General features: G+C 37.8%; 14 protein-coding genes. 13 read left to right on the forward strand and 1 reads right to left on the reverse strand.

Translation table 11 applies throughout. The features are described 5' to 3' along the window. Positions 1–70: 70 nt before the first annotated feature. Positions 71–298, reverse strand: a complete 228-nt coding sequence (locus G602_RS0102655) for a hypothetical protein (RefSeq protein ID WP_026657542.1) — start codon at positions 296–298, stop codon at positions 71–73. Positions 299–634: 336 nt separating this feature from the next. Between G602_RS0102655 and G602_RS24890 the strand changes: the two genes are divergently transcribed. The 13 genes from G602_RS24890 to G602_RS28510 all read left to right on the forward strand — a co-directional run bounded on the left by G602_RS24890 (position 635) and on the right by G602_RS28510 (position 13,310). After that, positions 635–970, forward strand: a complete 336-nt coding sequence (locus tag G602_RS24890) for a helix-turn-helix domain-containing protein (protein ID WP_049945014.1) — start codon at positions 635–637, stop codon at positions 968–970. Positions 971–1,103: 133 nt separating this feature from the next. Next, positions 1,104–2,270, forward strand: coding sequence for a glycosyltransferase family 4 protein (locus G602_RS0102665; protein ID WP_026657543.1), 1,167 nt, complete (start codon positions 1,104–1,106; stop codon positions 2,268–2,270). Positions 2,271–2,319: 49 nt separating this feature from the next. After that, positions 2,320–3,132, forward strand: a complete 813-nt coding sequence (locus G602_RS24895) for a glycosyltransferase (RefSeq protein WP_044930878.1) — start codon at positions 2,320–2,322, stop codon at positions 3,130–3,132. Positions 3,133–3,145: 13 nt separating this feature from the next. Continuing rightward, the gene (locus G602_RS0102675; protein ID WP_207638167.1) at positions 3,146–4,537 is read left to right on the forward strand and encodes a hypothetical protein; all 1,392 of its coding nucleotides are present in this window, start codon (positions 3,146–3,148) and stop codon (positions 4,535–4,537) included. 61 nt (positions 4,538–4,598) lie between these two features. Then, complete coding sequence (locus G602_RS28505) at positions 4,599–4,952, forward strand: competence type IV pilus major pilin ComGC (RefSeq protein WP_049945015.1); 354 nt, start codon at positions 4,599–4,601, stop codon at positions 4,950–4,952. A 189-nt stretch (positions 4,953–5,141) separates the two neighbouring features. Further along, complete coding sequence (locus G602_RS0102685; protein WP_026657546.1) at positions 5,142–5,906, forward strand: ABC transporter permease; 765 nt, start codon at positions 5,142–5,144, stop codon at positions 5,904–5,906. A gap of 12 nt (positions 5,907–5,918) precedes the next feature. Next, the gene (locus tag G602_RS0102690) at positions 5,919–6,668 is read left to right on the forward strand and encodes an ABC transporter ATP-binding protein (protein WP_044930879.1); all 750 of its coding nucleotides are present in this window, start codon (positions 5,919–5,921) and stop codon (positions 6,666–6,668) included. A 19-nt stretch (positions 6,669–6,687) separates the two neighbouring features. Then, positions 6,688–7,677: a GHMP family kinase ATP-binding protein gene (locus tag G602_RS0102695; RefSeq protein WP_026657548.1), complete on the forward strand. Its 990-nt coding sequence runs from the start codon at positions 6,688–6,690 to the stop codon at positions 7,675–7,677. 102 nt (positions 7,678–7,779) lie between these two features. Next, the gene (locus G602_RS0102700) at positions 7,780–8,736 is read left to right on the forward strand and encodes an SDR family NAD(P)-dependent oxidoreductase (protein ID WP_026657549.1); all 957 of its coding nucleotides are present in this window, start codon (positions 7,780–7,782) and stop codon (positions 8,734–8,736) included. Further along, entirely contained in the window at positions 8,737–10,035 is a 1,299-nt protein-coding gene (locus tag G602_RS0102705) for an HAD-IIIA family hydrolase (protein ID WP_026657550.1), read from the forward strand. It begins immediately after the preceding gene. Then, entirely contained in the window at positions 10,032–10,589 is a 558-nt protein-coding gene (locus G602_RS0102710) for a D-sedoheptulose-7-phosphate isomerase (RefSeq protein WP_026657551.1), read from the forward strand. Before G602_RS0102705 ends, G602_RS0102710 begins: the two co-directional genes overlap by 4 nt. A gap of 269 nt (positions 10,590–10,858) precedes the next feature. Further along, on the forward strand, positions 10,859–12,316 hold the full coding sequence (locus G602_RS0102715) for a CDP-glycerol glycerophosphotransferase family protein (protein ID WP_026657552.1): 1,458 nt from the start codon (positions 10,859–10,861) through the stop codon (positions 12,314–12,316). A gap of 1 nt (position 12,317) precedes the next feature. Then, entirely contained in the window at positions 12,318–13,310 is a 993-nt protein-coding gene (locus G602_RS28510; RefSeq protein WP_049945016.1) for a glycosyltransferase family 2 protein, read from the forward strand. The last annotated feature ends 32 nt before the right edge of the window (positions 13,311–13,342 follow it).

Here is a 13,342-nt window from a genome sequence, read left to right on the forward strand (position 1 = left end):
GATAATGATATATTTTAAAGCCTTCCCCCTTTTTAAGGGGGAAGGTGTCACCGAAGGTGACGGATGAGGGTTATAGCAGCCCATCTCTCGAATCTAAATAAATCTCAAACAAATCATACTGTTCCAGAAATGCATAGCAGCATAACAGCTCATCTCTTAACAGATTTCTTGCTCTTTCAAGGTAAATTGCCTCATCTTTTATAAGCTTGAAACTTTCTGTGGTATGCATAGCCATAACTATTGCATGGCTGAGACCACCACGCCGGAAAAGTAAATCTTTGATTTTGTTGTAATGCATGAAAATCACCTGCCCTTTCAATTGGGAATGTTCTGTCGGATAGACAAGATACTACTAAAGTGACCATGCTTGCCATAAAACAAATCATTATTTAATTTCAAACAATAGTGATGGTTATATTCTATGTTATTCATAAAGTATAGATATAACAATTGTCTTTAGTGCTATATCTATCAGTTTTTAGGATTTGTATAATAGTGTCACTTGAAGCAAATGCAATACAATGGTTAATTGTTGGCTGTTTATACAATCTTTAGTATAGATACTGTGAGCAAAAGTAGTGATAGTATGCGCTCTGTTATCTGCATATTAAAACTATTTTACAGGAGGACATCTATGGATATCACAGAAGAGATTGGTAACAGAATTAGATTTTACAGGAAAGACAGAAAGTTAAGTCAGGAAGAGCTTGCTGAAATGAGCGACCTTCACCCTTCATATATTGGACAGCTGGAGAGAGGAATTAAGACTCCGTCAGTTGATACAATATACAGAATCACTAAGGGATTGGATGTGACTATGTCCGATTTTCTTAAGAATATTGAGACTTTTGATACAGATGAAGATACGTGGGCTATGAAATCATATCTCTTAATCGAACAGGAGAAGCTGGGAGATCAGAGGCATCTATATGAGATCATTAAAAATATCATTGCTCTAAAATCAAAATAATAGAACTGAAAACAGAATATGTAGATGGTAATCCCTGATTCATTTAACTGAGTCAGGGATTTTTTGCCAAAAAAACAATACAATTGACGCTAAAAACAAATAAATATATACTATAGATATTATTTGAGGGGAAATGGTTACTATAGACCGTGAAGATAGTATGAAAAAAGCGCTGATTGTTTCAAGTACTGGTGGTTTTTTATCTCAATTTCTAGAAAATGATGTTCAGGTACTGCAGGAAAATGGATATGAAATCCACTATGCATCTGATTTTGATAATCCCGTATATGCTTTTAATCCGGAAAGCCTACGAAATGCAGGAATTATAATGCACCAAATTGTTCTGCACAAAAAGCCCTGGCATTTAATTAAGAATACTAAAGGTCTTATTCAGCTGTCGGATTTAATTAAAAAAGAAAATATAAGTCTTGTTCATTGCCATAATCCGGTTGGAGGCATGCTGGGGAGATTAGCTGGTTTTTGTTCTGGAAAAAATCCATATGTAATTTATACAGCGCATGGATTTCATTTCTTTAAAGGCGCCCCTAAAGCATATTGGCTTATTTTTTATCCCATAGAGCGCTTCCTTGCCAGGTTTACGGATATGATCATCACCATAAATAAAGAGGACTATAAACGAGCATGTACCTTCAATTTAAGAAAGGGTGGACATGTAGAACTTCTCCATGGTGTTGGTCTTGATACAGATAGATTCCATCCAATGCCGGAACTTAGAAAGGCAGTAAGAGAAGAACTTGGAATACCGGATAAAGGTTTTCACATAGTAACTGCAGCGGAACTGAATAATAACAAGAATCATACTGTGGTGCTGGAAGCAATCAGATCCTTGGATGATGAAGATATTTATTACAGCATTTGTGGCAGGGGAGGAAAAGCCCTGGAACTGCGAAACTTCATCGAAGAGAGCGGATTATCTGATAATATAAAGCTTCTCGGTTATAGAAACGATATGGAGCGAATATTACAGTCAGCTGATGTATTTGCTTTTCCGTCAAAGAGGGAAGGATTCGGAATGGCTGCGGTTGAGGCGCTCGGTTGTGCGGTGCCTGTCATAGCTGCTGATAATCGCGGAACTAGAGAATACATGAGAAATGGTGAAAACGGAATAGTGTGTAGACCTAATGAGGTACGGGATTTCGAGAAAGCAATTTCTACCTTTAAGAGCAACCCGGATGTCAGGGATGCATATTCTAAAAAAGCATTGGAGCTTTCAAACATCTTTTCAAAAAGCTCAGCAAAAGAAACAATGCGAGAAATATATAGCAAAATTCAGCAATAATCATTTTCAAGGATTGTCAGAAAATACTTTTATTGTGGGGAGATAATGTATGAAGACGGTTGAGATATCCGTCATAATGGGGGTTTTTAGTGGACAGAATACCAATGAACTTGATAGAGCAGTTAATTCAATTCTGACACAGACTTTCAGGGACTTCGAATTTATAATCTATGATGATGGCTCCAATCCTAAGGCATCAGAGTTTATCAGAGGATTAAAGGACAGAGATAACAGAATAATTGTGATTGGCAGTGAGGAGAATAATGGTCTCGCTTTTTCATTAAATAAGTGTCTGGAAAAGGCAAGTGGGAGATATATTGCACGCATGGATGATGACGATATATCACTTCCAAAAAGGTTCGAAAAACAACGAGCATTTTTGGAGGCTCATCCGGAGTATGACTGGTGTGGCTGTAATGCAAAAATATTTGATGAAGAAGGCGTGTGGGGAATAACTACAAGACCGGCACATCCTACTGCAGAGGACTATCTCAAATTCTCGCCATATATTCATCCTACAGTTATGTACAGGAGATCTGCACTTATAGAAAATGGTGGCTATACTGCCAGAAAAGAGACTCTGCGGTGCGAGGATTATGAGATATTTATGAGACTTTATCAGGCTGGATTTAAAGGCTGCAATATGCAGGAGGTACTTTTTAAGTATCATGTGGATAGAGACAATTACCACAACAGAGCTTTTAAATTCCGTGTCTATGAGATGAAGGTCAGATACGAAAATTTTAAAAAAATGGGACTGCTTTTCCCATTTGGTTGGGTATACTGTGTAAGGCCGATAGCCGGTACTTTCGTTCCGGTCAAACTTATAGAATTCTTCAAGCACAAGAAAGCAACAGTATAAGATGGATAGACTTGTGTATTATAAAAAAGCTCTTGAGAAAAATCCTGCATACAACAGAGCTAACGAAAAATGCATGGAGGAACTCGTGACAATCCCTTCATTTGCAAATTATAATGGGGATCCTGCCTCTGTAAGGAAGGTGGGAAGTATCATTCATTACCTCCACACATGGGCACCCGTGCTGACGGAATTTGCGGCATGGGTGCTCAATGATGCCAGAGAAAAAGGAATTAGGAAGCTATATTTTTTATCCAGGGATGCATGGCCTGTTTATAGGGCTGCGATGGAAATAGTGAAGTCTTCTGATGATATAAAAACATATCCGGAACTTAGATACCTCAGGGTCTCCAGATATGCGCTCAGAATTCCTGAAATGGCTTTAGATGATAGTCACTTTTTGGATATGATGTTTCTTAGCGGTATAGATGTGACTATGAGAAAAATTCTTCGTAGGGGAGCTCTTGATAAAAATGAAATACAGGAGTTTACAGGAATTCTTGGATATAATGATTCCCTGGACAGAATTCTTTCCAGACCGGAGATATTGCAGTGGAAAGAGAAAGCATCGGCAAGTAAAGAGAGCTTATGGCCAATAATTCAAAAACATGCAAAGAAAAGGCTACCTAAAGCACTTGGCTATTTAAAGCAGGAAGGGATGCTGTCGGATGAAAAGATAGCAATAGTTGATAGTGGATGGGTAGGGACTACTCAAAGAAGTCTTACTCGCCTTCTTTGTTATGAGAAACCAGGTACAAGATTATATGGATATTACTTTGGGCTTTATGAAGTGCCCACGGATATGAACCCTAAAGATTATTATGCGTTCTATTTTAGTCCTAAGAACCGGATAAGAAGAAAGGTATATTTCAGTAACTGTTTATTCGAAGCTGTCAGCTCCGAGGCAGCAGGTATCACACTGGGGTATAAAAAGGATAGTAGCGATTCTGGAAGATTTCATGCTGAGATTGTAGAATATGGAAGTCTTAATAGAGAATATTTGGAAACAATGCAACCCTATCTGGAGATGTATGCAAATGCATATTCAAGTTATAGTGCATTGGATAACGGAGCAGCTATCTCAGAAAGTATTCTTTCAAAACTTATGGCAAAGCCTGATAAATGGGAAGCAAATATATATGGCAATCTATTCTTTTGTGATGATGTTCTGGAAGAAGATGCCCAGACAATTGCAGCTAAACTGACATACGAAGATATATGCAATTTGAGGCTCTTAAGGAAAACGCTTATATGGTTTCTAAGTAAATTCAACGTTAGAACAGCGGATATCCATGAGAGCGGCTGGATATACGGAAGCATTGTCAGATGTGGTAAGCATGTTCACTGGAGTCTAATGCAGGCAAGACTGTACAACTACCTGATGTATATCAGGAAAAAATATAACTAATGCCTTCCCCTTGGGGGAAGGTGTCTGCGAAGCAGACAGATGAGGGGAATGGAGGTGTACCATGAAAAATTGTATCAAACACTCAAAAGACGGATTTACTTTAGCAGAACTCTTGATAGTTGTTGCTATCATAGCCGTGCTAGTGGCAATAGCGATTCCGCTATTTTCCAATCGGCTTGAAATGGCTCGCGAGGCGACAGATGCCGCAAATATCAGAGCTCTATATGCGGAGGTTATGGCTGAATACCTCGACACGGGAAACGCAGTCGATGCCAAGACTACTCCTGTTCAGCAAAAGCGGGAAGGTTGGCAGTCACAAATCTCCTGGCCAAATGGTATCACAGCACCTGCTGCGAAAACATCAGGAAACTGGGCAGTTAGCTGTTCTGAGGACGGAACGATATCTGTACAATAAATTTTAGGAATATAACAGGAGAAAGATGCTCCAAGGCAGAAATGCGTTGGAGCATTTTTATGCTTCCGTATAAGCACGATAGTATCTAAAACTAAATTGACGAATCTATAGTATAGTTATATACTAAAAAGGTACTTTAGTGCGTGTTCTAAACATTAAAGTACAACAGAAAGTTTTTGTGAGGAAAGTATGGGAGAATTAAAGCAGTACTGGTTTGTAATCAGGGAGCTTACGGGGAGAGAAATCAAAAGGAAATATGCCAGATCCTATTTGGGGATCTTGTGGAGCGTCCTTAGTCCACTACTCTACATGCTGGTAATGACGCTAGTGTTCTCAACTATGTTCAAAAGAAATATTCAGAATTTTCCACTTTATTACCTTACAGGATATTTGTTTTTCAACATGTATGGGCAAGTTAGTCAGAGCGTCATGACTGTTCTTGTTGATAACAGAAATCTTTTGCTTCGTGTAAAAGTTCCCAAAAATGTTTTTGTGCTTTCTAGATGCTATACAGCATTCATAAATTTTTTATACAGTATGATGGCATATCTGCCCCTTCTACTTTTATCTGGGGTTAAACCGAAGCTAACCATGATTTTGTTCCCGATTGATATGATTTTATGTCTGATGTTTGGACTTGGTGTTGGATATGTACTTTCAATCTTATACGTATTCTTTGCTGATATTAAGTACTTGTACACGGTTTTTCTTACGATGCTCCTGTACTTATCTGCAATCTTTTATCCTATAGAGCAGGTTCCGAATGCTATGCAGATGGTTATTTACAACAATCCCGTATATGATTATATGCTCTTTGCTAGAGATTGCATGGTATATGGAACCTGGCCTACTGCAGATTTATGGATGAGGATAATAATCTGGGGAGTAGCGAGTTATCTTCTAGGTTACCTTATATTCCTAAGAAGAGAAAATGAAGTAATGCAGCATATTTAATTGGAGATTAAGATGGCAGATACACAGCCGGTAATCAGTATAAAGAATCTGACCATGAGATATAGAATAAGCACAGCGAATGTGTCAGGGCTTAAGGATTACCTTATCAGGAAAATAAAAAATCAGATCAACTATAGAGAACTCCTTGCACTTGATGATGTCAGCTTTGATATACAAAAAGGAGAGGTTGTTGGAATAATCGGCACTAATGGTTCAGGGAAAAGTACCCTTCTGAAGCTTATATCAGGTGCAATTAGTCCCTCAAGCGGAGAAATAGAGGTTGACCGGAGAAAAATACAACTCTTAACCTTGGGAACAGGATTTGACATGGAGCTATCCGGCAGAGAAAACGTGTACCTAAATGGCTCAATAATCGGATATTCCAAAGACTTCCTTGATGGGCACTATGATGAAATTGTCGAGTTCGCGGAGCTTCAGGACTTTATGGAGGAAAAGGTAAAGAATTACTCCTCAGGTATGGTATCAAGACTTGGATTTGCAATAGCAACAGCTGGAGATGCCGCTGAAATCCTTCTTCTTGATGAAGTGCTTTCTGTGGGAGATGAGTTCTTCAGAAAGAAGAGTCTTAAGAGAATTAAAGAAATGATCCACGGGGGATCAACAGTTGTCATGGTCAGCCATGGCATGGGAACAATCCTCGACAACTGCGACAGGGCAGTCTGGATTGAAAAAGGTAAGCTTCGTATGGACGGGGATGTTAAAACCGTATGTGCTGAGTATAGAAAGTTAGGTGGGCAATGAATGTTAGGAGACATGACATATGATTATAACAAGAACACCTTTTCGGGTTAGTTTTGCCGGGGGTGGAAGTGATATTCCATCATTTTATGAAAAACATGGAGGGTGCGTGTTGAGCACTTCCATTAACAAGTACATGTATATATCAGTTCATCCAAGCTTCGCAAAGATGGACACAATTCTTAAATATTCCAAAACGGAAATTGTAGGCGATGTGAGCGAGATCAATCACGCTTACTTTAAGGAAGTCCTTGAGATGCTGAGGGTTGATGGAGTGGAGATAACCAGTACTGCTGATGTTCCAGCAGGGACGGGACTTGGCTCATCAAGTTCATTTACGGTTGGCTTATTACATTCCCTGTATTCATATAAAGGAAAATTTGTTTCTAAAGAAAAATTAGCGCAGAAAGCATGTGAGATAGAAATTACAAGACTTGGAAATCCGATAGGGAAGCAGGATCAGTATGCTGCAGCCTACGGCGGCCTTAACTTTTACCAGTTCAACAGGGATGGTTCAGTTATGGTTGAACCAATAATAATGAGATCTGAATTGTACTCAGAGCTGGAAAGTAATCTTATGATGTTTTATACAGGACAGCTTCACTCTGCAAGTGAGATTCTTAAAGAACAGGGAGTAAATATCACAGTCGGTGACAAGGAAAAGAATCAGCTTAAGATGTGCGAACTTGCAAGAGAACTGCGAGATGAACTTCATATGAACAACATAGATGCTATGGGAGAAATTCTCAATGAAAGCTGGAAGTTGAAGAAAACTCTTGCAAATGGAATATCAAATCCTTCAATAGATGAGTATTATGAGCTGGCTATGAAACATGGTGCTATGGGAGGAAAACTTCTTGGTGCAGGTGGAGGCGGATTTCTTCTGTTTTATGTTCCGAAGAAAAGACAGCCAGAAGTTAGATCAGCTCTTAATCTTACACAGATGCCCATGGCATTTGATAGACAGGGATCGGCTGTAATACATGTCGGAATTAAACCAGACAGCTACTGAATTATGTCCAATGCCCATCAGAAGACTTTGCTAATCATATACTGTTAGGATTTGGGATGAATTGGGATTGGGAATTATTAAAATACAAGGAAGATTTATGTTATGAAAAAAGAAGTGTGTCTTATAACTGGCGGAGCAGGATTTATAGGTTCTCACCTTGCTCGAAAGCTGCTTTCTGAAAACAGAACGGTAATTTGTGTTGACAATTTTACACTTGGAAAGAAAGAAAACATAGAAGATTGTTTGGATAATGAAGACTTTAAATTCATCGAAGCAGATGTATCTGATGTAGATGTTTTCAGCAAACTATTAGAAAATGAAGGCGTACAGAGAATATATCATCTTGCTGCAAATTCAGATATACAAAAGAGTGCAAAGGAACCGGGAAAAGACTTCAAGAATACCTTTAGTACCACCTACAGCGTGCTTGAAGGCATGAGAAGAAACAACATTCATAAGTTGTTCTTTGCATCAACAAGTGCAGTGTATGGTGACAAAACCGGTATAAATGTTTCCGAGACCCAGGGGAGCCTTGCTCCTATATCATATTATGGTGGCGCGAAGCTCGCATCGGAAGCCTTCATATCTTCATACTCTTATATGAATGAATTGGAAGTTCTTATATTCCGCTTCCCGAATGTGATAGGTCCCGGACTTACACACGGGGTAATATTTGATTTTATACGTAAATTGAAGAAAAATCCTACAGAACTTGAAATCCTCGGAGATGGTACACAATGTAAACCATATCTGTATGTAATCGATCTTGTGGATGCCATATACGATTTTTCTATAAAAGAAAGAAAAGGTGTAGAAGTCTTCAACGTTGGAGTAGAGGACGCAACTACAGTAAAAGAAATCGCAGATCTCGTCTGCGAGCGCATGGGGCTTTCCGATGTTCAGTATAAATACACGGGTGGAAATGTAGGCTGGAAAGGCGATGTTCCATCCTTTCAGTACGACCTCTCCAAGATACATGAGACTGGCTGGAAACCGGCGCATACATCTAATAATTCCGTAAGGGACACTCTGAAAAACGTTAATATCGAGGTTCTATAAATGCAGGCGGTAATAATGGCTGGTGGAAAAGGAACCCGGCTTTCTTCAGTTACAAAGGATATTCCAAAGCCTATGGTAAAGCTTAATGGGAAACCGCTTTTGGAATATCAGATTGAAAATTTAAGAAATTGCGGAATTACAGAGATTTTTATGATAACCGGGCACTTGTCCCATGTAATAATGGAGTATTTCAGTGACGGTCATAAGTGGGGCGTAAACATCACTTATTACAATGAAGAAAAACCTCTTGGTACAGCTGGAGCATTGGCGTTTCTAAGAGACAGTTTGGATGATGATTTTCTTCTTCTCTTGGGGGATCTCTATCTGGAGGTTGATTTTACGCGTTTTATATTGTTTCACAAAAAAAATAATTCCGAGATATCACTTTTTGCTCATCCAAATGCTCATCCTCAAGATAGCGACCTTATTGTTGCACTAAAGGATGGCAGGGTAACTGACTGGATATCCAAACATACAGAGAGAACGGATTATTATAGAAACCTAGTAAACGCAGGAATATACATATTGGATAAAAAAACTATCTGCGGTTTGGAAGAGGGGAAAACGTATGATCTTGACAAGGAGATTATAGCACCTCTTATAGCCGTTGGACAAGTATATGCATACCGCAGTACGGAATATGTCAAGGATATTGGTACTCCGGAACGGCTTTCTTGTGTGGAAAAAGATATAAAGAAGGGCATTCCGAGTAGTAGAAATCTATCGAACAAGCAACAGTGCATTTTTCTCGACAGGGATGGAACAATAAACAGATATAAGGGATTTGTCAGGCATACAGAGGATTTAGAACTGGAAGAAAAAGCTGCACTTGCCATTAAGAAGATCAATGCATCCCCCTATTTGACAGTTGTTGTATCAAACCAGCCAGTCATAGCCCGCGGAGAATGCAGTTTTGGTGAACTTGAGAAAATCCACAGCAGAATGGAGACTCTTCTCGGGCTGGAGGGGGCATACCTCGACCGGATTTATTACTGCCCACATCACACTGACAAAGGTTTTGAGGGAGAAATCCCTGAACTGAAATTTGAATGTGACTGTAGGAAGCCTAAAACAGGAATGCTAACCAGAGCAGCTGCGGAGATGAATATAGACCTTGCGAGCTCATGGATCATCGGTGACACCACTGTTGATATACAGACCGGTAAAAATGCCGGCATGAAGACCTGCCTCGTAATGACAGGGGAAGCGGGCGAAGATAAGAAGTATGATGCGAAGCCAGACCTGGTGGGGAAGAATCTGCTTGAATGTATTGAAATGATTTTGGGGGATAAAGAATGAAGGAACTGATAAAAGAGTATTTTGACAGGGAAATAAAAGTAATCAAGAATCTCGATTACGATGAGATAACTGAAGCCGTAGATGCAATAAAGGACGCCTATGAGAGAGAGGCCGTAATTTACATTTTTGGAAATGGAGGAAGTGCAGCCACAGCATCACATTTTGTCGGTGATTTCAATAAAGGCATTAGCGAACCACTTGATAAAAAGTTCAGACTTGTATGCTTAAACGACAACATGGCATCTGTTCTCGCAATCGCAAATGATATCTCCTATGATGAGATATTCCGTTTCCAACTTAGAGGTAGATTAAAATCTGAAGACCTTGTGATTGCCATATCAGGTAGTGGCAATTCTAGAAATGTTGTACATGCGGCCGAATTTGCAAAAGAGGTCGGAGCAAAGGTTATTGGTCTTACTGGCTATTCTGGTGGAAAGCTCATAGCACTAGCTGATTATCATATGCATGTAAATATCGAAGATATGCAGATAACAGAGGATATCCACATGGCATTTGATCATATGATGTACTTTGTATTAAAAAAGGTTCTTTAGCAATTTAAGAAAAACAAAATAAATATGGTATAGATATTTTCTCTACAGTGGAAATTAAAACAAGAGAACTACTAAAGGATAATTAGATATTTTTCATAATGATTTAAATATTTATAGCGGTTTGGATTATCAGCAAAGTGTTTATGCTTGAATTCTGAATAAAGGCATAGAAAAACAACTGCTTTTGACTGAAAATGACATGCTTTTATTAGTGTTTTGTGGTTTATTGTATTTTGGTAAAGGAAAGATTTGAAGAGGAGATAGATTTAATGGGGATAATTAGAAGTTGGATCAGAGAGCGATTAATATTAGCTGTAAAATATGCGATTAGAGAAGAAATAAAAGATAGTACTTCATTATTACCACAGATACAAATTAATACGTCTTTAGGAAATGATACATTAAAAGATATTGATAAAAGAATAGAAAGGTGGACATGGGATAGATGCAAAAGAAATGATAGACAAATAGAAAATTGGACATGGGATAGGTGGAAACGAATAAAAAAAGAGTTCGAGGCACAGACAGGTAATATCGCGTTTTATTCCAATAGGATTCCATATTATGAAGGAGAAAAAATAAGGATAGTGTTTCTTTTTCAGATCCCTTCTGAATGGCCATCCATTGAATCGGTCTACAATATTTTGGTTAAAGATGAGAGATTTGAATTTACAGTATTATTATATGACCGAACATTAGGAGAACCTGAGCAGATGGCAGGTGCCAGGAAATTTCTAATAGAAAATAATATTTTATTTGAAGAAGCTGAGTACTATGATTTTAGAAAAAAACGTCCACATATTATGTTTTATCAAACACCATGGGATGATAAACATCGTCCATATTTTTTGCGTTCTGATGCCATTAGTTCATTAGGAATAAGAGTTTTTTATATTCCATATGGTATTAATTATTCAGCGTCTGTATGGTCTGACAATATTTTTTCTGATGTTAAGTTTAGAGTTAAGCCGTGGTTAATGGCTTGTATGTCGGAAGCACTTAAGGTTGATCATCAACTGATGTCAAGATATGGAGGACATTACTTAACTGTAACTGGACTACCTAAGTTTGACTCGTTGTATTATAGGGATAGATTCCATTTAGAAGAATCATTATTAGAAGAAATCGGGAATAGAAAAATAGTATTTGTTCAGATGCATTTTACAGATAAAGGAGGGAATGCATCAGTACCTGAGCCTCATATTTCTGAGTATATTGATTTTTTTGATCAAGTGGATATGTATAAGGAATATTATTTTATTTTGAGACCACATCCGAAGTTTTTTGAAGTATATGTGCGTGATGGTTATGAGGACGAAGTATATCAGTTTAAAAGAATCATAAATGAAAAAGAAAATGTATATTTGTACGATTCTCCCGATTATAGACCTGCTCTAATATCCGCTGATTGCGTGATTGGCGATAGATCAGCTCTTTTGATTGAAGCAGCTGTTCTTGATGTCCCAGTTTTATATATGACGAATAATTATTATCAGGAGCAATTGCTTCCTTTTATTAAACCGTTATTCGATAGTTACTACCAGGGACATACAGCATATGATATGCGAACTTTTATGGAGTATGTGATTATCAGTGGTAATGATTATAAAGAAGCAATGAGAAAAAAGGCTACTAGAGAATGTATACCATACTTTGATGGCAAGTGTGGGGAGCGTATAGTAGATGCGTTGTATGAAAATATGACTCTTGAAATGGAGAAAATGTAATATGGCAGAAGTGTCTGTGGTAATGAGCATTTATAATGATGAAGAATATTTAAGCGATTCTATCGATAGTATTTTGAATCAATCATTTACTGATTTTGAATTTATTATTGTTGTCGAATTTGGGAGTAGTGCTGAAAGTGTTAAGCTTGTTGAGGAATATGCTTCAAAGGACAAAAGAGTGGTGCCGATCTTCAATGATACAAAACTTGGTATATCAGCAAGTGTCAATCGAGGAATGCGAATGGCGGTAGGAAAATATATTGCAAGAATGGACGGGGATGATATTTCTGGGATTAATAGACTTGCATATCAGAAACGTTTTTTGGATTACTATGATAATATAGGTGTCCTAGGAACTCGTCATACAGTGATTGATTCACCTAAGTGGAGGGTTGATTTTTTTGCTGATCCTAATCTAAATTATAGTGAATTGCTTTTCTTTTTACCTCTGAGGCAACCAACTATTATGATTCGAAAAAGAATTCTGGATGAGTTTAATTTATATTATAATGAACAACTTTTGGGGGTTGAAGACTATGATTTTTTCATAAGAGCGGGGGATTGTACAGAATTATCCAATTTAATGGATGATGAACTTTTTCAGTATAGGAGAGCTGCAGGGAATAAATCCGAAATAGATAGAGAACATGATGAGGCAGTTCGAGCTGAATTAGCTAGGTCATTGTATGAAAGAAAGTTCGGGCGGCAGTATTTGGATGATGAACTGAAGACACTTATGTTTACAACGCAATTTGATAATCTTGATAGAAACCAGTTTGGGAATTCTATGGAGAAGCTAAATTTATTAATTACTGAAATGTATAGAATTAATATGGAAAGAAAAATATATGACATTAACTGTATAGAAAAGACATTTTGTCATAGGTGGTTATTTGCGAAGCATGCAATGGAATTACGTTGTAAAGGAAGTGTTCCTGAATATGCAAAAGAGGTCTTTCGTAATGGATTATTTTACAGAAAATGGATGGAATAGCATAATAAATCACTATATTTTGAATAATTGGA

The organism is Butyrivibrio sp. AC2005 (assembly GCF_000424145.1).
Classification (GTDB): Bacteria; Bacillota; Clostridia; order Lachnospirales; family Lachnospiraceae; genus Butyrivibrio.

What these genes read in the sequence shown, in the direction of transcription:
- G602_RS0102655 (WP_026657542.1), bottom strand. Translation starts at nt 298, where the DNA reads ATGCATTACAACAAAATCAAAGATTTACTTTTCCGGCGTGGTGGTCTC.
- G602_RS24890 (WP_049945014.1), top strand. Translation starts at nt 635, where the DNA reads ATGGATATCACAGAAGAGATTGGTAACAGAATTAGATTTTACAGGAAA.
- G602_RS0102665 (WP_026657543.1), top strand. Translation starts at nt 1,104, where the DNA reads ATGGTTACTATAGACCGTGAAGATAGTATGAAAAAAGCGCTGATTGTT.
- G602_RS24895 (WP_044930878.1), top strand. Translation starts at nt 2,320, where the DNA reads ATGAAGACGGTTGAGATATCCGTCATAATGGGGGTTTTTAGTGGACAG.
- G602_RS28505 (WP_049945015.1), top strand. Translation starts at nt 4,599, where the DNA reads ATGAAAAATTGTATCAAACACTCAAAAGACGGATTTACTTTAGCAGAA.
- G602_RS0102685 (WP_026657546.1), top strand. Translation starts at nt 5,142, where the DNA reads ATGGGAGAATTAAAGCAGTACTGGTTTGTAATCAGGGAGCTTACGGGG.
- G602_RS0102690 (WP_044930879.1), top strand. Translation starts at nt 5,919, where the DNA reads ATGGCAGATACACAGCCGGTAATCAGTATAAAGAATCTGACCATGAGA.
- G602_RS0102695 (WP_026657548.1), top strand. Translation starts at nt 6,688, where the DNA reads ATGATTATAACAAGAACACCTTTTCGGGTTAGTTTTGCCGGGGGTGGA.
- G602_RS0102700 (WP_026657549.1), top strand. Translation starts at nt 7,780, where the DNA reads ATGAAAAAAGAAGTGTGTCTTATAACTGGCGGAGCAGGATTTATAGGT.
- G602_RS0102705 (WP_026657550.1), top strand. Translation starts at nt 8,737, where the DNA reads ATGCAGGCGGTAATAATGGCTGGTGGAAAAGGAACCCGGCTTTCTTCA.
- G602_RS0102710 (WP_026657551.1), top strand. Translation starts at nt 10,032, where the DNA reads ATGAAGGAACTGATAAAAGAGTATTTTGACAGGGAAATAAAAGTAATC.
- G602_RS0102715 (WP_026657552.1), top strand. Translation starts at nt 10,859, where the DNA reads ATGGGGATAATTAGAAGTTGGATCAGAGAGCGATTAATATTAGCTGTA.
- G602_RS28510 (WP_049945016.1), top strand. Translation starts at nt 12,318, where the DNA reads ATGGCAGAAGTGTCTGTGGTAATGAGCATTTATAATGATGAAGAATAT.